At 57.0% G+C, this 21,543-nt stretch carries 21 protein-coding genes; 19 read left to right on the top strand and 2 right to left on the bottom strand.

Annotation, left to right across the window (positions count from 1 at the left end; all coding sequences use genetic code 11):
- Positions 1-915 (top strand): tyrosine recombinase XerC, encoded by a 915-nt coding sequence (locus AC5RE1_RS06575; protein ID WP_040318557.1) that lies wholly within the window; start codon positions 1-3, stop codon positions 913-915.
- Between the two features lie 45 nt (positions 916-960).
- Here AC5RE1_RS06575 and AC5RE1_RS06570 read toward each other — a convergent pair whose 3' ends face one another.
- Positions 961-1,482: a M23 family metallopeptidase gene (locus AC5RE1_RS06570; RefSeq protein ID WP_006681172.1), complete on the bottom strand. Its 522-nt coding sequence runs from the start codon at positions 1,480-1,482 to the stop codon at positions 961-963.
- 349 nt (positions 1,483-1,831) lie between these two features.
- Here AC5RE1_RS06570 and rpsB point away from each other — a divergent pair, with 349 nt between their 5' ends.
- The 18 genes from rpsB to aspA all read left to right on the top strand — a co-directional run bounded on the left by rpsB (position 1,832) and on the right by aspA (position 18,648).
- Positions 1,832-2,659, top strand: coding sequence for a 30S ribosomal protein S2 (gene rpsB, locus AC5RE1_RS06565; protein ID WP_006681171.1), 828 nt, complete (start codon positions 1,832-1,834; stop codon positions 2,657-2,659).
- Positions 2,660-2,692: 33 nt separating this feature from the next.
- On the top strand, positions 2,693-3,520 hold the full coding sequence (gene tsf / locus AC5RE1_RS06560; protein ID WP_006681170.1) for a translation elongation factor Ts: 828 nt from the start codon (positions 2,693-2,695) through the stop codon (positions 3,518-3,520).
- A gap of 90 nt (positions 3,521-3,610) precedes the next feature.
- A complete protein-coding gene (gene pyrH, locus AC5RE1_RS06555) occupies positions 3,611-4,327 on the top strand; it encodes a UMP kinase (RefSeq protein WP_006681169.1) in 717 nt (238 codons plus the stop codon).
- A gap of 18 nt (positions 4,328-4,345) precedes the next feature.
- Complete coding sequence (gene frr / locus AC5RE1_RS06550) at positions 4,346-4,903, top strand: ribosome recycling factor (RefSeq protein ID WP_006681168.1); 558 nt, start codon at positions 4,346-4,348, stop codon at positions 4,901-4,903.
- Positions 4,900-5,790, top strand: coding sequence for a phosphatidate cytidylyltransferase (locus AC5RE1_RS06545; RefSeq protein ID WP_103631876.1), 891 nt, complete (start codon positions 4,900-4,902; stop codon positions 5,788-5,790). Before frr ends, AC5RE1_RS06545 begins: the two co-directional genes overlap by 4 nt.
- Positions 5,791-5,798: 8 nt before the next feature.
- The gene (rlmN, locus tag AC5RE1_RS06540; protein ID WP_006681166.1) at positions 5,799-7,046 is read left to right on the top strand and encodes a dual-specificity RNA methyltransferase RlmN; all 1,248 of its coding nucleotides are present in this window, start codon (positions 5,799-5,801) and stop codon (positions 7,044-7,046) included.
- Entirely contained in the window at positions 7,043-7,594 is a 552-nt protein-coding gene (locus tag AC5RE1_RS06535) for a DivIVA domain-containing protein (RefSeq protein WP_101627854.1), read from the top strand. The genes rlmN and AC5RE1_RS06535 overlap by 4 nt, the downstream gene beginning before the upstream one ends.
- 15 nt (positions 7,595-7,609) lie before the next feature.
- Complete coding sequence (dxr, locus tag AC5RE1_RS06530) at positions 7,610-8,824, top strand: 1-deoxy-D-xylulose-5-phosphate reductoisomerase (protein WP_219585177.1); 1,215 nt, start codon at positions 7,610-7,612, stop codon at positions 8,822-8,824.
- Positions 8,821-10,059 (top strand): M50 family metallopeptidase, encoded by a 1,239-nt coding sequence (locus tag AC5RE1_RS06525; protein WP_493938472.1) that lies wholly within the window; start codon positions 8,821-8,823, stop codon positions 10,057-10,059. Before dxr ends, AC5RE1_RS06525 begins: the two co-directional genes overlap by 4 nt.
- 12 nt (positions 10,060-10,071) lie before the next feature.
- Entirely contained in the window at positions 10,072-11,121 is a 1,050-nt protein-coding gene (locus AC5RE1_RS06520) for a threonine aldolase family protein (RefSeq protein ID WP_285067335.1), read from the top strand.
- Positions 11,122-11,347: 226 nt separating this feature from the next.
- Positions 11,348-12,523, top strand: coding sequence for a flavodoxin-dependent (E)-4-hydroxy-3-methylbut-2-enyl-diphosphate synthase (ispG, locus tag AC5RE1_RS06515; protein WP_006681161.1), 1,176 nt, complete (start codon positions 11,348-11,350; stop codon positions 12,521-12,523).
- A 17-nt stretch (positions 12,524-12,540) separates the two neighbouring features.
- Positions 12,541-13,035: a hypothetical protein gene (locus tag AC5RE1_RS06510; protein ID WP_006681160.1), complete on the top strand. Its 495-nt coding sequence runs from the start codon at positions 12,541-12,543 to the stop codon at positions 13,033-13,035.
- Between the two features lie 103 nt (positions 13,036-13,138).
- Positions 13,139-13,585, top strand: a complete 447-nt coding sequence (locus AC5RE1_RS06505) for a hypothetical protein (RefSeq protein ID WP_006681159.1) — start codon at positions 13,139-13,141, stop codon at positions 13,583-13,585.
- Between the two features lie 86 nt (positions 13,586-13,671).
- The gene (locus AC5RE1_RS06500) at positions 13,672-15,483 is read left to right on the top strand and encodes a proline--tRNA ligase (RefSeq protein ID WP_285067338.1); all 1,812 of its coding nucleotides are present in this window, start codon (positions 13,672-13,674) and stop codon (positions 15,481-15,483) included.
- The gene (def, locus tag AC5RE1_RS06495; RefSeq protein ID WP_006681157.1) at positions 15,483-15,974 is read left to right on the top strand and encodes a peptide deformylase; all 492 of its coding nucleotides are present in this window, start codon (positions 15,483-15,485) and stop codon (positions 15,972-15,974) included. Before AC5RE1_RS06500 ends, def begins: the two co-directional genes overlap by 1 nt.
- 138 nt (positions 15,975-16,112) lie before the next feature.
- Positions 16,113-16,616, top strand: a complete 504-nt coding sequence (locus AC5RE1_RS06490) for a DUF3145 domain-containing protein (protein WP_006681156.1) — start codon at positions 16,113-16,115, stop codon at positions 16,614-16,616.
- 3 nt (positions 16,617-16,619) lie between these two features.
- Positions 16,620-16,973, top strand: a complete 354-nt coding sequence (locus AC5RE1_RS06485; RefSeq protein ID WP_493938471.1) for an acyl carrier protein — start codon at positions 16,620-16,622, stop codon at positions 16,971-16,973.
- Positions 16,974-17,184: 211 nt separating this feature from the next.
- Positions 17,185-18,648, top strand: coding sequence for an aspartate ammonia-lyase (gene aspA / locus AC5RE1_RS06480; protein ID WP_493938470.1), 1,464 nt, complete (start codon positions 17,185-17,187; stop codon positions 18,646-18,648).
- Between the two features lie 135 nt (positions 18,649-18,783).
- Here the strand turns inward: aspA and aceE are convergent, their stop codons facing one another.
- Positions 18,784-21,522 carry a pyruvate dehydrogenase (acetyl-transferring), homodimeric type gene (gene aceE, locus AC5RE1_RS06475; protein ID WP_480939155.1) on the bottom strand — a complete coding sequence of 913 codons (2,739 nt, stop codon included), beginning with the start codon at positions 21,520-21,522 and terminating at the stop codon, positions 18,784-18,786.
- Positions 21,523-21,543: the final 21 nt, after the last annotated feature.

The raw sequence follows: 21,543 nt of genomic DNA, 5'->3' as shown, positions 1-21,543 counted from the left end.
ATGAGTGAGTTAGGCATCTTCGACGCATGGGTATCATTCCTGACCCATGCGCGTCGGCTGTCTGACCATACGATCACGGCATATTCGGTTGATGTTGCTGGATGTTTTGAGTTCATCGGCGTTGACCCGAATCCAACGAGCGAGCAACTAGACGCTCGCTTGACAACGCGCCGTCTTCGCCTGTGGTTAGCGAAACTGAGTGAGCAGGGTGCATCACGTTCGACCCTGTCACGTAAGACCGCTGCCGTACGAAACTTTTGTCGGTGGGCGATTGACCATGACGTGTTGGCTCATGATCCTTCTGCATCGCTTGCGTCTGCTCGCGTAGATCAACGCCTTCCTCAGGTTCTGACATCGAATGATGCGACGACCCTGATGGAGTATGCGCGTGCCCACGCCCGTTCAGGCGATGCGACAGATCTGCGGAACTGGGCGATCCTTGAACTGATCTATGCGTCGGGAATGCGTATCTCAGAACTCGTTGGGTTGAATGTGACAAGCATCGATTATTCGGGCCACACCGGACGTGTTTTGGGTAAGGGAAACAAAGAACGCGTTGTTCCGCTGACCGATCTTGCCCTCGAAGCCGTACAGACGTGGACGGTTCGCGGTCGTCCGCAACTGAGCAATTCTGATTCTGGGAATGCTCTGTTCATTGGTGACCAGGGCAAGCGGATCGATGTTCGAGTTGTCCGCTCCATGTTCCATCGCGAAGCTGCCCGAGCTGGGGTCCCAGATCTTGCGCCACACGCTCTACGGCACACGATGGCGACGCACTTGCTTGAAGGGGGAGCAGATTTGCGTAGCGTTCAAGAGATCCTCGGCCACTCTTCTTTACAGACCACCCAGCGATACACGCACGTTGATTCAAAACGATTGTCCGCTATCTATGCTCAGGCACACCCGCGCGCTTAACTCTTCGTCTGCCCTCCAGCTTCGCCCCGCCTACGATTGACGAGGCTACCCGCGCACTTTACTCCCATCCCAGGGTTTCAGGGCAAGATCGCCAACTAAGAACCGTAGGGGATTAACGTAGTGATCCCTTGAGGTTTTGGCACCCCAGTGCAGACCGCCTGCTGGCTCATGCCCGGGTCTGAGGGTTGCTATGGGAGCCCCCGCACTGACGTGGTCTCCAACGCTCACAAGAGCATCGACGGGCTCATATGTTGAACGAACCGGGCCATGGGACAACGAGACAACCCCCTTGCCGGCAACCTCGCCGGCCACTTCTACAATCCCGTCAGCCGGGGCATAGATCGTAGCGCCAACATCGACCTTCAGATCGACTCCGCGATGACCTGAAAGCCACCGTAACGCCGGAGGATCAAAACCCCTGGTCACGCTTGCCGCATTCCCGGTCGGCCACTGCCAGTGTTGCCAGACGGATGCGTTGGCCGGCCTCGTCAATAGGCAAGAAAACAGAGCCAAGGCGGCAAGGATCGTCAAAGGAAGATGTGCATAACGGTCATTGCGAAGAAACATGCACTCAATGTCGTTGATCGCGGGTCAAAGGGCGAATGGAGTGATTGCTTATTGTGGATACTCCGCGATCGGGTGAGGCACCTGTGGATAAAGTCTGGCGACGAGGGTCACATCAAGCGAAATAGGGAGTATGAGGGCATATGAGATAAGCTATTTGAGCACCTGCTTGCAGGTGACTTCGCGTGCCATTTTCACGTCAGCGGTCTTCCGCGGTGGGCATAAGTTCCAGGTCCTTTCGAGGTGAACTTAAGTCATGGCACCAGGGCTTGCGTACCCGCGCACAGCACGTAACTGAAACCGAGGGTGAAAACCCTCATGATCCCGCAGTTTTGCGGGGAAGGACGATTCAATGGCAGTCGTAACCATGCGTCAGCTCCTCGAGTCCGGTGTCCACTTCGGTCACCAGACCCGCCGCTGGAACCCGAAGATGAAGCGTTTCATCCTCACCGAACGCAACGGCATCTACATCATCGATCTTCAGCAGACCATTGCTGACATCGACATTGCTTACGATTTCGTGAAGCAGACCGTCGCACACGGTGGCACCATCCTCTTCGTTGGCACCAAGAAGCAGGCGCAGGAAGCCGTCGCAGAGCAGGCAACCCGCGTTGGCATGCCGTACGTAAACCACCGCTGGCTCGGTGGCATGCTCACCAACTTCTCCACCGTTTCCAAGCGTCTCCAGCGCCTCAAGGAACTCGAGCAGATCGACTTCGACGATGTCGCCGCATCCGGCCGCACCAAGAAGGAACTCCTCATGATGCGTCGTGAGAAGGACAAGCTGGCTCGCACACTCGGTGGCATCCGCGACATGGCCAAGACCCCGTCCGCCATCTGGATCGTTGACCCGAAGAAGGAACACCTCGCGGTTTCCGAAGCTCGCAAGCTCAACATCCCGATCGTCGCCATTCTCGACACCAACGCTGATCCGGACGAGGTCGACTACCGCATCCCCGGTAACGACGATGCCATCCGCGCAGTTGCACTGCTCACCCGCGTGATCGCAGACGCAGTCGCAGAGGGCCTCCTCGCTCGTTCCGAAACCCGCAAGTCCGCTGACTCGGCAGAAACCGTTGCAGAACCGCTCGCCGAGTGGGAACGCGAACTCCTCGAAGGCGACAAGGGCGAAGCCAAGGCTGAAGAAGCTCCGGCTACCGAAGCCCCCGCCGAGAACTGATCTTTACCAACTTCAAAGTAGAAAGAGACATCAATGGCGAATTTCACCGCTGCTGACGTCAAGGCTCTGCGTGAGCAGACCGGCGCAGGCATGATGGACGTGAAGAAGGCTCTGACCGAGGCTGATGGCGATGCTGAAAAGGCTCTCGAAATCATCCGCCTGAAGGGGCTGAAGTCGCTCTCCAAGCGCGAAGATCGTCAGGCATCCGCCGGCCTTCTGGTCGCTCAGGTTGACGATGGCGTTGGCGTCCTCGTCGAGGTCAACTCCGAAACCGACTTCGTTGCAAAGAACCAGAAGTTCATTGACTTCGCAAACGAGGTTCTCGCAGCAGCCGTTGCTTCGGGCGCATCCAATCTTGAGTCTCTCCTCGCATCCCCCATGGGCGACGAGACCGTTCAGGACAAGCTCAATTCCATGGCAGCAGTTATCGGCGAAAAGCTCGAAATCCGTCGCGTTGTGCGCGTCGAGGGCGAGAACGTTGACCTGTACCTGCACCAGACCAGCCCCGACCTCCCCCCGCAGGTTGGCGTCTTCGTCGTCACCGACGCAGCTGGCGCTTCAGTTGCTCACGACATCGCAATGCACATTGCCGCTTACATGCCGGCATACCTTGATCGCGATGCCGTTCCTGCTGACGTCCTCGAGAAGGAGCGCGAGACTCTCACGAAGATCACGCTCGAAGAAGGCAAGCCCGAGCACATCGTCGGCAAGATCGTCGAAGGTCGCATGGAAGCCTACTTCAAGGACAACTGCCTCGTGGACCAGGCGTTCGCTCGCGATCCCTCTAAGTCGGTCGGCAAGGTTCTTGCCGAGGCCGGCGCAAAGGTGACCGAGTTCGTTCGCGTTCACGTCGGAGCCTGATAACGCATGAATGACCCCGCCCAAATGGGCGGGGTCATTCGGCTATCCTGTGTACTAATGCTTCTTACCGCGTGAACAGGAGAAACGCGCATGCCTCATACTCGTAGGGTCCTTCTTAAACTGTCTGGTGAAGCTTTCGGCGGTGGCGCCGTTGGTCTTGACCCCACTGTCGTTCGCGATATTGCTCACCAGATTGCTATTGCTGTCCGTCGAGGCATTGAAGTCGCAGTCGTCGTTGGTGGCGGTAACTTCTTCCGCGGTGCACAGCTAGCTAAAGCAGGAATGGATCGTTCCCGCGCCGACTACATGGGCATGCTCGGTACCGTGATGAACGCCCTTGCGCTTCAAGACTTCATCGAACAAGCCGGTGTTCCTGCGCGTGTTCAATCCGCAATTACGATGACCCAGGTTGGTGAACCCTACATTCCGTTGCGCGCTATTCGCCATATGGAAAAGGGGCGCGTTGTTATCTTCGGTGCGGGTGCCGGTATGCCGTTCTTCTCGACGGACACGGTTTCAGCTCAGCGTGCTCTTGAAACCCACTGCGACGAGCTTCTTGTTGCTAAGAACGGCGTGGATGGTGTGTACGATGACGATCCGCGCCTGAACCCGGACGCGAAGCGTCTTGAATTCCTGACGTACTCGGATGCCCTTTCTCAGGAACTCAAGGTCATGGATGCAACAGCTTTGGCACTTTGCCGTGATAATGGTTTACAGACACGAGTTTTCGGAATGTCTGAAGCAGGCAATGTGACTGCTGCCCTGATGGGTGAGACAATCGGTACTCTTGTGACTGCGCAAGACTGATCAACATAGGAGTCACGAATGATTGACGACATCCTCCTTGAAACCGAGGAAAAGATGGACCGTGCGGTTGAATCCGCACGCCACGAATTTGGCAATATCCGCACCGGTCGCGCAAACGCCGCGATGTTCGAGCAGATTCTTGTCGACTACTACGGTGCACCCACGCCGATGCAACAGCTCGCTTCTTTCCAGATTCCTGAAGCTCGTACCGTGTTGATCTCCCCGTTCGATCGCACTGCCACGAATGAGATCTTGAAGGCCCTGCGTGAATCTGATCTGGGTGTGAACCCGACCGATGATGGCAACGTTGTCCGCGTTGTTCTTCCTGCCTTGACTGAAGAACGTCGTAAGGAATACGTGAAGCTCGCAAAGACCAAGGCCGAAGATGCTCGCGTCGCAGTTCGTAACGTTCGTCGTAAGGCAAAGGAACAGCTCGATAAGCTGAAGAAAGACGGCGAAGCCGGCGAAGACGAGGTCGATCGTGCAGAAAAAAGCCTCGAATCGCTGACGAAGAAGCAGGTCGAACAGGTTGACAAGCTTCTTGCATCCAAGGAAGCTGAGCTCCTGACGCTGTGAGCGCCTCTGATCATTCTTCCCCTTCGTTGGTTGCGAAGTTTTTCTCTCCGCAACCAACGAAGGTGAAGGAACCACTGGCAGCCACCGGGAAGGCAGGACGTAATCTTCCAGCAGCAGTATCTACTGCCGTTGTTTTGATTCTTTTCGTCGGTATCTGCTTGTTTTATGTACCGCCACTTTTGACACTGTTCATTGTGCTGGCGTCGCTGGCGGGTTTATATGAGTTAGGTGGCGCATTCGCCCACCTAGAAACAAAGCTGACGATGGCTCCGCTGTATGCGGGAGCTATCGGCATGGTCACGTGCGCATGGTCTCTTGGCGCAGAAGCGCTCCTCTTTGCCCTGTACGCAACCATTTTCGCTGTTGTTGCGTGGCGAATCTTGGATCCGAACCCCAAGGGGCGGATTAACGACGTCATTGCATCGGTCTTTGTCGCGCTGTATGTTCCTTTCCTTGCCTCGTTCGTTGTGCTGATGATGCGCCAGTTCGGTAACCCATGGGTGGTTCTCACCTACGTTGGCTTAGTCGTCGCATCCGATACCGGTGGCTGGGTCGCAGGCGTTCTATTCGGCAAACATCCGATGGCGCCTCGTCTATCACCCAAGAAGTCCTGGGAAGGCTTCATCGGCTCGACAATTGCTTCTGTCGCACTTGGTGGACTTGCTTTCTGGGCACTTGGTGGCCACTGGGCATTCGGACTCCTTGCCGGCGTTGTTGCGTGTGTTGTCGGCACGCTCGGTGATCTCACTGAATCGTTAATCAAGCGTGAAACCGGTCTGAAGGATATGTCGCAAATTCTGCCGGGGCATGGCGGTGTCCTTGACCGCGTTGATGCTTTGCTGATGGTTGCACCGCTTATGTTTATGATCTTCACCTGGACGCTGTAAGGAATCCTATGAGCCTCGAATTCGAAAAACAGCGTCGGCGTGAAGTGCGTCCGACTGACCAGCCCCCAGAAGGAGCAACGTCAGCCGATGCGAAGCCGGTGATTTCTTTCGCGCCAGCTAAACCTGGCAAGGCACCTGCTCACCTCGCTGACGTGGATGCAAAAGGACGTAAGCAGGTCCTGAAGGATCTGGGTCTTCCCGGTTTCCGTGCTGACCAGCTTTCTCGACATTATTTTGATCACTTCGAAGCCGATCCGGCGAAGATGAGTGATATTCCCGCATCGATGCACGATGCAATTCGTGAAGGTCTGTTGCCTGAACTGGTTCGCCAAGTCGTCGCGCAACACGCGGATGGCGGGATGACGATTAAGCACCTTTGGGAGCTTTTCGATGGGGCGCGCGTTGAATCCGTGCTGATGCGTTACCCGCAGCGCACGACCTTGTGTATTTCTTCGCAGGCAGGATGTGGCATGGCGTGTCCGTTCTGCGCGACCGGCCAGATGGGGCTGACTCGTAACCTGTCGACGGGCGAAATTGTCGATCAGGTGCGCCAAGCGCAGATTGCGTGTCGGGATGGCGAGCTTCCCGGCGGGCCGACGCACCTCTCTAACGTTGTGTTTATGGGTATGGGCGAACCGCTTGCTAACTACCGCACGGTCGTGAATACTCTGCGCCGCCTGATTGATCCCAGCCCAGAAGGCTTTGGACTTTCAGCTCGAAACGTCACTGTGTCGACGGTGGGTTTGGTTCCCGCGATCGACAAGCTGGCGAAAGAAGGCATGCCTGTGACGTTGGCAGTTTCGTTGCATGCTCCCGATGATGACCTTCGCGACGAGTTGATTCCGATTAACTCGCGCTGGAAGGTGGGGGAGTTGCTTGATGCTGCTCGCCGATACTTTGTTGCGACGGGTCGTCGCGTGTCGATTGAGTACGCGCTGATCAAGGATATGAACGATCAGGAATACCGTGCCCAATTGCTTGCTGATGAGCTCAATAAGCGCGGTCACGGGTGGGCTCATGTGAACCCAATTCCGTTGAATCCGACTCCCGGCACAATCTGGACTGCGTCTACTCGGCGTGCTCAGGACACATTTGTCGCTACTCTGCGCAACAATGGGATTTCAACGACGATTCGCGATACTCGCGGTTCTGACATTGATGGTGCGTGCGGTCAGCTCGCAACAGCGGTGAAGGAAGCGAATGCGAAGCGTCGGTCTATCAATTCAGATTCCACTTCAATTCAGGAGACTCGATGAGTGACTCTTTCCCACGAGTGAGCTTCTGGCGTCACGGCTATGCGACTGAGCGTGTGGACGCTTTCTTTGCGGACGCGCGCCAGGCGTATGAAGGTGGCTTGCCGGCAGAGCAGTTCTCTGCACAGCAGGTTCGCCAGGCGACGTTCCCATTGAAGCGTCGTGGCTACGCGATTGATGCTGTTGATTCCGCGATGAGCCGTCTTGAAGCGGCCTTTGTTCAGCGCGATCGTGCGGATCATATTGCTGTTAACGGCGAGGCCGCATGGTTCGAGAAGGTTGCCGAGCGCGCAACGACGCTGTACGACCGCCTGATGCGTCCTCGGGGCGAGCGTTTCTCACACCCGGAATCCGGTCGTGGATATGACGCGGCTCAGGTTGATGATCTGCTGGATCGTTTGGCCGCCTATTTTGACGAGGGCACTGAGATGAGCGTCGATGACGTTCGTCTTGCTGTTTTCCAGCCTGCTCGTGGCAAGAAGGGCTACACGGAAGGAACGGTTGACGCCTATCTTGGGCGCGCCGTAGAGATTCTTCTGGCTGTTTCCTGATTGGGAGGGCGAATCGTGACTTCTTCGCGTCAGCCGATTGTCCTGCTGGGGTCGACCGGTTCGATTGGTACTCAAGCGTTGGATATCGTTCGCGCGAATCCGTTGCGTTTCGATATCCGAGGTCTTGCTGCTGGCGGCGGCAATATTGAGCGTCTTGCGCGCCAGGTGGTTGAGTTCGATGTTCCTGTCGTCAGTGTGGATCGCCGTGTTGGTGGCGAGCTACGCGACGCGATTCATACCATTGATTCGTCTGCGCACCCGCAGATTATCGAAGGGCCGGACGGGGCAACTCAGGTGGCTTCACTTGTTCCTGACGGAGTTGTCCTGAACGGTATCACCGGGGGAGTGGGTCTGCTTCCCACGCTGGCTGCTTTGAAGTCCGGTGCGACGCTAGCTTTGGCGAATAAGGAATCGTTGGTTGTGGGTGGCCATGTGGTGCGTAGCGCCTGTGTGCGTCCGGGTCAGATTGTGCCTGTCGACTCCGAGCATTCGGCTATCGCTCAGGCGTTGGCCAGTGGAGTTCACGAGGCCGGCCTCACTTCACCAGTGGTCACCGGCCACACTGAGGTGGCCGATCTTGTTCTGACGGCATCAGGTGGCCCGTTTAGGGGTAAGAAGCGCGCTGAACTTGCTGATATCACTCCGGAAGCTGCTCTTGCTCACCCGACGTGGAACATGGGTCCGGTTGTCACGATCAATTCCTCGACGCTGGTCAACAAGGGGCTGGAGCTGATTGAGGCTCACCTGCTGTTTGATGTGGCTCCCGAGCACATTGTGACGACTGTTCACCCGCAGTCGATCGTGCACTCAATGGTGACGTGGATTGACGGTGCAACAACGCTTCAGGCTTCGCCACCCGACATGCGTCTGCCCATCGCCCTGGGCTTGACATGGCCCGAGCGCCTGCACGACGTGGAAAAGCCTCTGACGTGGGCCGATGCGCAGAGTTGGACCTTTGAACCGGTCGATAGCGATACCTTCCCTGCCATCAATCTTGCGCGTCATGCGGTGGCCTCGTCACCGACGCACGCAGCGGTGTACAACGCTGCGAATGAAGTGTTCGTCGATGCGTTTTTAGCCAAGAAACTACCGTGGCTGGGCATTGTCGATTCTTTGACAAAGGTTGTTGAGTCTCACGATGGTATTGCAGACCCGACGTTGGATGACATTCTTGGGGTCGAAGAATGGGCGCGCGCGCAGGCGAATGCGCTGGTGAGTAGATCTTCATGAGCTACCTGGCGGGGATCTTTGCCGTTGTCGTCGGCTTTATCATCACCGTTGGTCTTCACGAGCTTGGCCACCTTGTTCCGGCGAAGAAATTCGGCGCGGTCGTCAGTGAATATGCGATCGGTTTTGGTCCGAAGATTGTGTCGCGTGAAGTCAAAGGCACGTTGGTTGTTTTTCGCGCGATTCCGCTGGGTGGTTACGTGCGTATCCTCGGCATGTTCGCCCCTGCCAAGCCGGGTCGTCGCACGCTGAATTCGAAGGGACAGCGGGATCTTGCTGAAGAAGCCCGCCACCAGAGTGCCCAAGAAATGCCCGAAGGGTGTGCACACCGTGCATTCTGGTGTCTGACGTGGTGGAAGAAAGCAATTGTTATGGCGGCTGGACCCGCGATGAGTTTCTTGCTTGCGTTCCTTTTCCTCGTTATTGCGATGGTCGGCATTGGTTTCCGCACTGCCTCGTTAACGCTTGCGGATGTGTCTGCGACAATTCAGACGAATGCGGGTACCGTTGCGTCTCCGGCGTACGAGGCCGGTCTGACCGGGGGCGACACTCTCATCGCGCTTGATGGCCGGAACTTGAATGACTGGTCTGCCTTTAGAGACTCCATTACCTCGTCCAATGGACAGCCTCTTCAGGTGACCTTTGAACGCGATGGCGACCTTCATGAGGCCTCGTTATATCCGCGCAAGATGGATGACGGCACGTACGTGGTGGGCGTGACTGCCGGATATGAATATACGGCGGCCTCGATGTGGGATGCGGCCAAGGAATATCGCTACATGTTCACGGGCACGGTGGGTGCAATTACGAAGATTCCACAGTCCCTGTGGAACGTTACGATGTCGATGGTGACGGGAAGCGAACGCGATTCGTCAGGCTTGATTTCGATTGTTGGAGTGTCACGAATTGCTGGTGAGGTGACCAGCGATTCTGCGGGCAGTGGCGTCGCGGATGTGCGTTCTCAGATTGCGTTCCTTTTGAGTCTGATGGCCTCGCTGAATATGGCGTTGGCGGTTTTCAATCTGATTCCTCTGCCGCCTCTCGATGGTGGGCACATCATTGGTGCGCTCTACGAAGGCGTGCGCGGAGGAGTGGCACGCATGGGAGGAAAGCCGAATCCTGGCCCGGTCGATACCGCCCGATTATTACCGCTGACCTGGGTTGTGGGAGCATTATTGGCGGTGATGAGCATCGTGCTTGTTATCGCTGACATTGTTGATCCGCTTTCATTGCGTTGAACTGGAGTTGAAATGGCCAAGGCTGTTTTTACGAACGACTATTCCGCGACTGCTCACCCGCAGATTCTTGCCGATTTGACGGCGTTTGGAATGCAGAAGTTCCCCGGTTATGGAATGGATGCGATCTGCGATGAAGCTGAAAAGCTGATCCTCGACCAGTGCGGTATTCCTGGTGGAGCAGTCCGTTTCATGGCCGGTGGAACCCTGATTAACGATCTTGCGATCGACCTGTTTTTGCGCCCGTGGCAGTCAGTGATCGCCACCGCTGACGGTCATATTGCTACCCACGAAGCCGGTGCGATTGAAAATTCTGGGCACCGTGTTCATACGATTCCTTCGCATGATGGCCTGATGGACCCAAGTGAGCTCGAAGCGACTCTTCTTGAATGGCGCGACGGCGGTGTGCGTGAGCATGTGACTGCGCCGGGCCTGGTTTATATTTCCCAGCCCACGGAGCTTGGAACGTTGTATTCGCTCGAACGACTGACTGCGATTTCTGAGATCTGTCATTCCTTCGGCGTTGGCCTTTACGTTGATGGCGCGCGTTTGGGATATGCGATGGGGTCGTCAGCAAATGACGTGACCTTCGCTGACCTGGCAACGCTGACCGATGCGTTCTCCATTGGTGGCGCCAAGTGCGGAATGATGATGGGTGAAGCCCTCGTCCTGCCCGACGCGTCAAAGGCTGACTACTCACTGCGTGCGATGATGAAGATCCACGGCGGACTGGCGTCGAAGGGCTGGATCCTGGGCTCGCAGTTCCGCACGATGTTCGCCGACGGTCTGTACCTTCGCATTACGCGCGAGGCTACCCAGCGCGCTCAGCGGATCGAACAGGCATTCAAAGACGCCGGTTTTGAGATGCTGGTGGATTCTCCGACGAACCAGCTCTTCCCGATTCTCCCGCTTGAAATGGCTGAGGACGCGCGCGAGCGTTTTGCTATCGAAAAATGGGCGCCGGTCGCCGACACGGTGGCGGTTCGTTTCGTCATTTCGTGGTCCACCACAGATGAAGACGAAGCTGCCCTCCTTCAGTGGATTGCGACCTCGTCTGCGTGTTAACCTCCAGTAGCTCCTTAGCTGCTTGAGGACTCACATCACCCCAGTCAGTTCCGAGTTACCTTGTACCAACACCGATAACGGATGCCCGGTGTGAAGTGAAAGCGCGGGTTTCCATGTTTCTCCCTTGAATTCGCGTCCATTGAGTGAAATGCAGAGACTAAATGGTGACAGTGACATATCTTCATTAACCTTTCCCACACCTTTGCGCTAAGAAGAAACAGCCGAAGTGGGAGATAATGAGCGCGTGAGTGAAATATCTTTAGGCATCCCCGCAGTAAAGACGTCTCCGTTCCCGCGTAAGAAGACGCGGTCGATCATGGTTGGAGATGTTCGCGTTGGTGGTGGCGCCCCCGTTTCTGTCCAGTCGATGACCACAACGAAAACCCACGACATCGGTGCAACTTTGCAGCAGATTGCAGAGCTCACCGCAGCAGGGTGCGACATCGTTCGTGTCGCATGCCCGACGGATAAGGACGCTGAGGCGCTTGCGATCATCGCACAGCAATCGCGTATCCCCGTTATCGCGGATATTCACTTCAACCCGAAGTACGTGTTTGCAGCCATTGATGCGGGCTGTGGAGCTGTCCGCGTGAACCCCGGTAACATCCGCAAGTTCGACGACCAGGTGAAAGAAATCTGTAAGGCGGCATCCGACGCCGGTGTTTCTTTGCGCATTGGCGTGAATGCTGGTTCGCTGGATCCTCGTCTGCTGAAGAAGTACGGCAAGGCGACTCCCGAGGCCCTCGTTGAATCGGCAGTCTGGGAAGCGTCACTGTTCGAAGAAAATGACTTCCACGACTTCAAGATCTCCGTGAAGCACCATGATGTTCTCACCATGGTTGAGGCATACCGCCAGCTGTCGGAAAAGGGCGACTGGCCACTGCACCTCGGTGTGACCGAAGCCGGTCCCGCATTCCAAGGCACCATCAAGTCGGTGTCCGCATTCTCGGTTCTTCTTTCAGAAGGCATTGGTGACACGATCCGCGTGTCCTTGTCTGCGCCTCCGGTCGAGGAAGTCAAGGTTGGCACCAAGCTTCTTGAATACATGGGGCTTCGTGATCGCACTCTTGAAATCGTTTCATGCCCGTCATGTGGCCGCGCGCAAGTTGACGTGTGGACCTTGGCAGAAAACGTCACCGAAGGTCTCAAGGAATTGACCGTTCCGTTGCGTGTTGCCGTCATGGGGTGCGTCGTTAACGGACCTGGTGAAGCTCGCGAAGCCGACCTTGGTGTCGCGTCGGGCAACGGCAAGGGCCAGATCTTCATTCGCGGTGAAGTTGTTGACACCGTTCCCGAAGATCAGATCGTTGAAACTCTGATTGCTCGCGCACACGCGCTAGCTGAAGAAATGGGTCTGACTGAGGGGGATGGTCAAGTCGAAGTTATTCCCGTCGGTCGCTAAGAAAAGGACTTGAAAGAATGAAAAAATCACGTGCCTTCGGTCTGGGACTGCTTGCAACCGGCGCCTCACTGTACGCCACCGGTTTCCCGAAACGTCTGGGTCTGACCGCTTCAGAAGCCTTGATTTCACTTCCCGGTGATCTTCTTGTGCCCCGCGCTGACGTTCAGGTTGATCGAGCAGTTCGAATTAACGCTCCGGCTTCTACTGTCTGGTCGATCATCGAAGCTGCTCTTGAAGACGAATCCTTGCTAAAGGCTAAAGAGGAAGAATCGTGCATCATCCTGAATGCTCCCAAGCCTGGAACCGAGGGTGAAGAAATCGATCAGATGGGAACGTGCGTTCTTGCCCTGCTCGACTTGGGTAATGGTCGCACGATGCTCCATATGCGCGAACGTCACACCAGCGACGGAACCAACCTTGACAAGGCAAAGCTCTACGGATTGCTTTCCCTTGAAACCTACGGGGCGATGATGATGCTTCGCGACATCCGTAAGGCAGCTGAGTCCATCTAACGTTCTGAATCAGACGCGTGGCGCGTTCGACGGTTACACTAGAGAAACCGTCGTGGCTCGCCAAAATCGTTTGTGCTAGACGGGCTGGTCCAAAGGAGGACATATGGCGCCGTGGGCTGGCGTAGCAATGCTCGTAGTAACTGGCCTTACCATCATTGTTGGCTGGTGCTGGGTATGGGCTGGTCTCACTCGTCGTACACGCGTCGTTGCCATGGAACGATTGTTCCCGTATAGCCCCACTCCAGTTATTCCTCAGATCCAAGCGATCATTTGGCCGGCTGTGCCCGTTGTTGGGTGCCTGTGGATCGCAGTCGGTGCCTACAGTGCTCAGACCATCATCGGCCACGAGACACTGTTCGAACGCACTATTGTCATCTTCCTTTTTGCATTGGTTCCCTTGATCGCTGTCTGGATTATGTGTGGACAGAGCCTGCCAACATGGATGTACCCCGGCTGGCGAGCAGAGCACTATTACCGAACACACCCTAAAGTCGCCGAAAAAGAACTCAATGCTCGTACGGCTAGGCGCTTCGTGGGCGTGAGAGCCTGAACGTCAATGTGTGAGAAAAGAGGAGCTCGGCCTCGTCGATGACCTCAAGGTGCACACCACTGACGTGGTGCACTAATCTTGAAGGCGTGCTGAGAACTCTATCGTCATACTTTGTGCGCACTTTGCGCGAAGACCCAGCTGACGCTGAGGTCGATTCCCACAAGCTCCTTGTTCGTGCCGGCTACATCCGACGCACTGCCCCCGGTATCTACACGTGGTTGCCTCTTGGCCTGCGCGTTCTGCGCAAGGTCGAAGGCATCGTCCGTGAAGAAATGGATCGCATGGGCGCTCAGGAAGTTCACTTCCCGGGTCTGATCCCGGCAGAGCCCTACAAGGCAACGAACCGTTGGGAAGAATACGGTCCGACGCTGTTCAAGCTGAACGACCGCAAGGCGGGGGATTACCTGCTGGCTCCCACCCATGAGGAAATGTTCACCCTACTGGTGAAAGACATGTATTCCTCATACAAGGATCTGCCGACCACCCTGTACCAGATTCAGACGAAGTATCGCGACGAAGCTCGCCCGCGTGCAGGCCTGATTCGAGGTCGCGAATTCGTCATGAAGGATGCCTATTCCTTCGATCTTACCGACGAGGGCCTGGACGCTTCCTATAATGCGCAGCGCGAGACCTACCAGCGGATCTTCAATCGCCTTGGTCTTGAATTCGTCATCGTGTCCGCAATGTCGGGCGCCATGGGTGGCTCGCGTTCGGAAGAATTCCTGCACCCCAGCCCGATCGGCGAAGACACCTTCGTTCGTTCACCCGGTGGTTATGCAGCAAACGCTGAGGCAGTGACGACGTCGGCACCGGCTCCGGTCGATGCGTCCAACGTGGGTCCGGCTCGCGTTGTTCCGACCCCGGATTGTGCGACCATTGAGTCCCTCGTTGATCTGCTGAACGCACAATACCCGCGTGAAGACGGTCGTGCATGGACCTCAGCTGACACGTTGAAGAATGTTGTCGTCGTTCTGACCCAGCCTGACGGCTCGCGTGAACTGCTCGTCATTGGCCTGCCCGGTGACCGTGAGGTCGACATGAAGCGCCTCGAAGCAGCTGTCGCACCCGCCGAAGTTGAAATGGCAACCGACAAGGACTTCGAGGACCACCCCGAACTGGTCCGTGGCTACATTGGCCCGCAGGTGATCGGACCGAACTCGCCGGCACGTACAACCGACGAGGACGGGAACCCGACCGGTTCCGTCCGCTATCTTGTGGATCCTCGCGTCGTTGAGGGCACCACCTGGGTGACCGGCGCAAACCAGGATCGTCACCATGTGATCGACCTGGTTATGGGACGCGATTTTGCAGTCGACGGCACCATCGAGGCCGCCGAGGTTCGCGAAGGCGATCAGGCTCCCGACGGTTCAGGTTCGCTTCACCTCGAACGAGGCATCGAAATTGGCCACATTTTCCAGCTTGGTCGCAAGTATGCGGAGGCTCTGGGCCTGACGGTTCTCGACGAGAACGGCAAGTCCCAGGTTGTCACCATGGGCTCGTACGGCATCGGCGTTTCCCGCGTGCTCGCAGCACTCGCTGAGTCGAACCACGACGATAAGGGTTTGGCGTGGCCGGCTCAGATCGCACCGTTCGACGTGCACGTTCTGGCAACCGGTAAGGGCGATGAGCTCTTCGACACTGCCAAGGGCCTCGCTGAAGAACTCGAAGCCGCCGGCATGGACGTCCTCTACGATGATCGTCGCAAGGTCTCGGCTGGCGTCAAGTTCGCTGACGCCGAGCTCATCGGTATTCCACTGGCTCTGGTTGTTGGCCGTGGCCTGAAGGATGGTCTGGTCGAGGTTCGTCAGCGCGCCACCGGTGAAAAGACCGAAATGCCACTCGCGCAGGCCGTTGAAGCTCTGAAGGCTGCTCACGCTGAGATTCTTGGAGGCAAATGATGGCAATCCGCGATATTCGCATCATCGGCGATCCGATTCTGCGCACCCAGTGCGATCCGATCACGGATATTGATGCTTCGGTGAAGCTGCTGGTCGAGGATCTGCTTGAAGGTGTTGACATGGAAGGCCGCGCAGGTCTTGCCGCCAACCAGATCGGTGTCGGTCTTCGTGCGTTCTCGTGGAACATTGACGGCGAAATCGGCTACGTCCTCAACCCGAAGATTGTGGAACTGTCGGCTGACGAATTCCAAGACGGTGATGAAGGGTGCCTGTCAGTTCCTGATCTCTGGTATCCGACCGAACGCGCGTGGTATGCGCGCGTCGAAGGCATCAACCTGGACGGTAAGACGATCGTTGTTGAAGGTGAAGAGCTGATGGCTCGTTGCCTGCAGCACGAGTGCGATCACTTGGATGGCATGATCTACATTGATCGCCTGGATCGTAAGACTCGTAAGAAGGCTTTGAGGGACATTCGTAACTCACACTTCTGATCGAGTCGTTGCAACGCCGTCGCACCCTCTTGCTATATGGTGCGACGGCGTTTACAGTTAAATTACACCGTTGTGAGATGTGGCAGTGCTAGTTGAGGGCGTAGGGGAAGACGATCCTCAAAGACTATGGAGGTCACATTGAGAGGGACATACACCCGCGGTGTACTTTTCGTGCATTCAACACCGCCCGCGCTGTGCCCACATATCGAATGGGCAGTTGGTACGGCTCTCGGTCAAGATGTGCGTCTTCAGTGGACCGCGCAAGACGCTGCTCCCGGCATGGTGCGTTGCGAGTTCTCGTGGGTCGGACCGGTCGACTCGGGTGCGCGCCTCGCCTCAGCTCTGCGTGGCTGGGAACACCTGCGCTACGAGGTCACCGAAGAAGCCACGGCTTCCACGGACGGTGGTCGCTGGGCTCATACTCCATCACTCGGCATCTTCCACTCGCAGATGGACACTGTCGGAAACGTCGTCGTTCCTGAAGACCGTATTCGTGCCGCCATTGAGAGCGCCACGAATTACGAGGAATTGCGCGAAGGCCTTGATCTTGCCCTCGGACAAGCGTGGGACGATGAGCTGGAATCCTTCCGTCACGCCGGTGCCGGCGCACCGGTTCGCTATCTGAATTCCAAGGTCGGCTAACCGGTGGGTTCGATCGCTGACCTGCTCGGGTACACGCTCAACGCTGAAGGGGAGAAGTCCGATATCTCCCCTGAAACAGGCGGTGCGATCAATGAAGCGGGGGAGGCCTCGTCCCCTAAAACTGAGCACGCGCGTGAGGTGACGATGGATGCCATCTTGGAATTTGTCGACCTTGCCCCCGAAGATGCGCGCGGTGACCTGACGCTGAAAAAGGATCTGGATATCGATACGTTGGTCAGGTACGCGATCGTTGCACGCATTGAACACGAGTTGAAGCTATCGATTCGAGATACTGAGGTTGAAGCGTGGGAGACAGTGGACGATGTGCTTTCCGGTGTTGCGGGCATGTGTAGGTGAAACCGCGTTCGAGGACCGTCTTTTCATCTTCTTTGATTTCGGTCAAGAAAAGGTGATGAGACGGTTTTTCTTTTGTGTAGTTTCGGCAAGTCGTGGACTTTCGTCCTAGATTTACGTCACCATAGATAGCGCAACACAGTAGTGAAGCTGAGTATGCTCACAAGCATCGCTCAGCACACGTAGCCACAGACGACAGACGAAGGAGTCGCAGGTGAGGGCAACGAAGCGTATCGAGGAAGACCTCTTGGGCGCACGAGAAGTTCCGCTCGAGGTTTACTGGGGTATTCACACGCTCCGCGCAATCGAGAACTATCAGATCTCCGGTTCGACAATCGCTGAGGAACCTGAATTTGTCCGTGGCATGGTTGCCGTCAAGAAAGCGTCAGCAATGGCGAACCGGAAGCTGGGGACACTGAGCGACACAATCGCCGATGCGATTATTTGGGCGTGCGACGAAATCCTGGAAGATGGGCGCTGTTTGGATCAGTTCCCGATCGACGTGTTCCAAGGTGGTGCGGGCACCAGCGTCAATATGAATACAAACGAAGTTGTCGCTAACCTTGCGCTGGAACACCTAGGGTACGCGAAGGGACGCTACGCGTACGTCAACCCGAATGATCACGTCAACAAGTCTCAGTCGACAAACGACGCCTATCCCACCGGCTTCCGCTTGGGCTTGTACAAGAAGGTCGACGATCTGGTGGATGAACTTGAGCGTTTGATCGAATCTTTCGCATCGAAGGGCTTGCAGTTCCGCGACGTCATCAAGATGGGGCGCACTCAGCTACAGGATGCCGTCCCTATGAGCCTAGGCAAAGAGTTTGAAGCATTCAGTGTGCTCTTGGGTGAAGAGATCCCGCGTCTGCGTAACAACTCGGCGCTACTGCTGGAAGTTAACCTTGGCGCGACCGCTATTGGTACTGGCCTGAATACTCCTGACGGATATCAGGACACCGTCGTTCACTGCCTGCGTGAGGTCACGGGATTGCCGATCAGGGGAGCGGACAACCTGTTGGAAGCAACCTCCGATACTGGTGCCTACGTGTCGATGCACGCCTCCATTAAACGTCTTGCGGTTAAACTATCGAAGATCTGCAATGACCTGCGACTTCTGTCGTCTGGACCTCGTGCGGGCTTGGGTGAAATTCGCTTGCCTGAACGCGCTGCCGGATCGTCGATTATGCCGGCGAAGGTGAACCCGGTGATCCCGGAGGTCGTGAACCAGGTGTGCTTCAAGGTGATGGGCAACGATGTGGCGCTGACCTTCGCGGCTGAAGCTGGCCAGTTGCAACTGAACGTCATGGAGCCGGTAATCGGCCAAACTCTGTTTGAGTCCATCAACCTGCTGACGAACGCGATACGGACCCTGCGTGAGCTCTGCGTCATCGGCATCGAGGCAAACGAGGATGTCTGTCGTAACAATGTCCTGAACTCGATCGGTATTGTCACCTACCTTAACGAGGTGATCGGGCACGCGAACGGTGACGCGGTTGGTCGCGAGTGTGCGCGTAGTGGTCGCAACGTTCGCGAGGTTGTTCTTGAAATGGGACTTCTGGACGAGGCTGCGCTGGATGAACTGCTCAGCGTTGAAAACCTGTTGCGCCCGAAGTACCGCGACATGAGATACTACTCGGGTGGCGACCCGTCGGTCGTGGAATTGGAGGACGAAGAGTAATCGTTCATATGCGTCGCACGCTCGGCGCATAAAAAACTGCTGGGACACTCGGGTGAGCATCCCAGCAGTTTTCGTTTGTCTTATTGACGAGGCCTGACGCGGCGACTGAGCGCCGCGTCAGGGTAGTAGTTCGTCTTAGTGTGCCTGGTCTGCAACAGAATCGATTCCGCAGTTGAACAGGTCGTAGCGCGTAATTGCCTGAGCAACGACGCTACGATCGATCTTGCCCTGATCGGCGAGAGTCTGCAGGGTGCGAACGACCAGCGACTCAGCGTCGATGTGGAAGAAGCGACGTGCCGCACGGCGGGTGTCGGAAATACCGAAGCCGTCGGCACCGAGCACACGGTACTCGCCGGGCACCCACTGGCGGATCAGATCCTGGGTCAGTGTGTCGAAGTCGGAGGTTGCGATGAATGGACCTTCGCAACCGGCCAGTTTCTGCGTGAGGTACGCGGTGCGCGGTGCTTCCTCCGGGTGGAGGAAGTTGTGCTCGTCGGCATCCAGGCCGTCGCGTCGCAGTTCGTTCCACGAGGTAACTGACCACACGGCTGCGTCAACGCCCCAGTCTTCAGCAAGCATGCGCTTGGCATCGCGTGCCCACGGCACACCCACGCCGGAAGCGAGTAGCTGGACCTTGTGACCCTGGCCTGAGTGATCCTCGACCTTGTAGATACCCTTCTTGATACCTTCAACGTCAACGTTCTGAGGCTCTGCAGGCTGGTGAATCGGCTCGTTGTAGACGGTGATGTAGTACATGACGTTCGGGTCACGACCATCGTTCTCACCGTACATGCGTGCCAGGCCGTCCTCCATGATGTAACGGAGTTCGTAGGCGTATGCCGGGTCGTAGGAGACGAACGCGCGGTTGGTGGAAGCCAGAACCTGTGAGTTGCCATCCATGTGCTGCAGGCCTTCGCCGGCGAGCGTGGTACGACCAGCGGTTGCACCGATGACGAAGCCCTTCGCCATCTGGTCGCCGGCAGCCCAGAACTGGTCGCCGGTGCGCTGGAAACCGAACATCGAGTAGAAGATGTAAACGGGAACCATCGGCAGGTTGTGGGTCGCGTATGCGGTGCCAACAGCCTGGAAGGCAGCGGCGGAGCCGGCCTCGGTGATGCCCGTGTGGAGAACCTGACCCTGCTCGGATTCCTTGTAGGAGAGCATCATGTCAGCGTCAACGGCCGTGTAATTCTGGCCGTGCGTGTTGAAGATCTTTGCGGACGGGAAGATCGCGTCGAGGCCGAAGGTACGGGCTTCGTCAGGAATGATCGGGACGAAGTAACGGCCAACCTGCTTGTCCTTGAAGAGGTCCTTGAACAGGCGAACGAGTGCCATGGTTGTTGCGACCTCGAGTGGGCCGGAGCCCTTCGACAGACCCTCGAACGGCTTGGTCGGCAACGGTGGTAGCTTCGGCTGACGGTCGTCACGACGCTCGGGAACCCAACCGCCAAGCTTCTCGCGACGTTCCTTCATGTAGAGGAGTGCCGGATCGTCCTCAGACGGCTTGTAGTACGGAGGCATGTAGGGATCGCGTTCGAGCTCTGCGTCCGTGATCGGAATCTGTAGACGATCTCGTAGCTGCTTCGCATCTTCCAGCGTCAGCTTCTTCATCTGGTGGGTTGAGTTACGACCTGCGAAGTGCGAACCAAGAGCGTAGCCCTTAACGGTATGCGCCAGAATGACGGTCGGTTGGCCGGTGTGCTCCATCGCTGCCTTGTAAGCGGCGTAGACCTTGCGGTAGTCGTGGCCACCGCGCTGCAGTGCCCAGATCTGGTCGTCGGTCCAGTTCTGAACCATGGCCTTGGTGCGCGGGTCGCGACCGAAGAAGTGCTCGCGAACGTATGCGCCGTCGTTGGCCTTGAAGGTCTGGTAGTCGCCGTCGAGCGTGTCGTTCATGACGTGGACAAGAGCGTCGTCCTTGTCGGAGGCGAGCAGCTGATCCCAGCCACGGCCCCAGATGACCTTGATGACGTTCCAGCCGGCGCCCTTGAAGAAGGCTTCCAGTTCCTGGATGATCTTGCCGTTACCGCGGACCGGGCCGTCGAGGCGCTGCAGGTTGCAGTTGACGACGAAGGTCAGGTTGTCGAGGCCTTGCTGGGCGGCAAGCTGGAGCATGCCACGCGATTCGGGCTCGTCCATTTCACCGTCGCCGATGAATGCCCAGGTGTGCTGTTGCGACGTGTCCTTGATGCCACGCAGGTGCAGGTAGCGGTCGAACCATGCCTGATAGATGGCTTCTGCCGGGCCGAGGCCCAGGGAGACGGTGGGGTACTCCCAGAAGTCGGGGAGCTGGCGCGGGTGCGGATACGAGGGCAGACCGTGTTCGGTCGATGCCTGCTGACGGAAGCCGTCCATTTCTTCTTCGGAAAGACGACCTTCGACGAACGCACGTGCGTAGGGGCCCGGAGAGGCATGGCCTTGGAAGAAGACGTGGTCGCCACCGCCCGGGTGATCCTTACCGCGGAAGAAGTGGTTTAAACCAACTTCGTACAGGGTGGCAACGGATGCGTAGGACGAGATGTGTCCGCCGACCTTGACGCCGGGGCGCTGTGCGCGCGTCACCTGGACGGCTGCGTTCCAGCGGATCCAACGGCGGTACTGGCGCTCCATGGCCTCGTCACCGGGGAAGTAGGGCTCTTCGTGCACCGGGATGGTGTTGACGTAAGGAGTCGTGTATTCCTGCGGAACATGGACGCCCTGGTGGCGTGCCTGATCCAGCATGTGAAGCAGGATGTAGCGGGCACGCGGACCACCCTTTTCGTCGATCAATCCGGACAGCGACTCAATCCATTCGGCGGTCTCTGCCGGATCGTTGTCCGGAACCTGGCTAATCAGGCCGTTAACAACGGGATGGTTTTCGCTCAAGTGACTCACGAATCCCCTCTGGTATTGCTT

Source organism: Actinotignum sp. usb-actsch-rep-73, assembly GCF_059082735.1.
Note: the sequence above shows the minus strand (reverse complement) of the source record. Positions and strands in the feature narration are given on the sequence as shown.

Coding starts and splice junctions, on each gene's coding strand:
- AC5RE1_RS06525 (WP_493938472.1), top strand. CDS start 8,821: ATGAGCTACCTGGCGGGGATCTTTGCCGTTGTCGTCGGCTTTATCATC.
- pyrH (WP_006681169.1), top strand. CDS start 3,611: ATGCCTCATACTCGTAGGGTCCTTCTTAAACTGTCTGGTGAAGCTTTC.
- AC5RE1_RS06575 (WP_040318557.1), top strand. CDS start 1: ATGAGTGAGTTAGGCATCTTCGACGCATGGGTATCATTCCTGACCCAT.
- rpsB (WP_006681171.1), top strand. CDS start 1,832: ATGGCAGTCGTAACCATGCGTCAGCTCCTCGAGTCCGGTGTCCACTTC.
- AC5RE1_RS06570 (WP_006681172.1), bottom strand. CDS start 1,482: ATGTTTCTTCGCAATGACCGTTATGCACATCTTCCTTTGACGATCCTT.
- tsf (WP_006681170.1), top strand. CDS start 2,693: ATGGCGAATTTCACCGCTGCTGACGTCAAGGCTCTGCGTGAGCAGACC.
- AC5RE1_RS06505 (WP_006681159.1), top strand. CDS start 13,139: ATGGCGCCGTGGGCTGGCGTAGCAATGCTCGTAGTAACTGGCCTTACC.
- def (WP_006681157.1), top strand. CDS start 15,483: ATGGCAATCCGCGATATTCGCATCATCGGCGATCCGATTCTGCGCACC.
- AC5RE1_RS06535 (WP_101627854.1), top strand. CDS start 7,043: ATGAGTGACTCTTTCCCACGAGTGAGCTTCTGGCGTCACGGCTATGCG.
- frr (WP_006681168.1), top strand. CDS start 4,346: ATGATTGACGACATCCTCCTTGAAACCGAGGAAAAGATGGACCGTGCG.
- rlmN (WP_006681166.1), top strand. CDS start 5,799: ATGAGCCTCGAATTCGAAAAACAGCGTCGGCGTGAAGTGCGTCCGACT.
- AC5RE1_RS06510 (WP_006681160.1), top strand. CDS start 12,541: ATGAAAAAATCACGTGCCTTCGGTCTGGGACTGCTTGCAACCGGCGCC.
- AC5RE1_RS06520 (WP_285067335.1), top strand. CDS start 10,072: ATGGCCAAGGCTGTTTTTACGAACGACTATTCCGCGACTGCTCACCCG.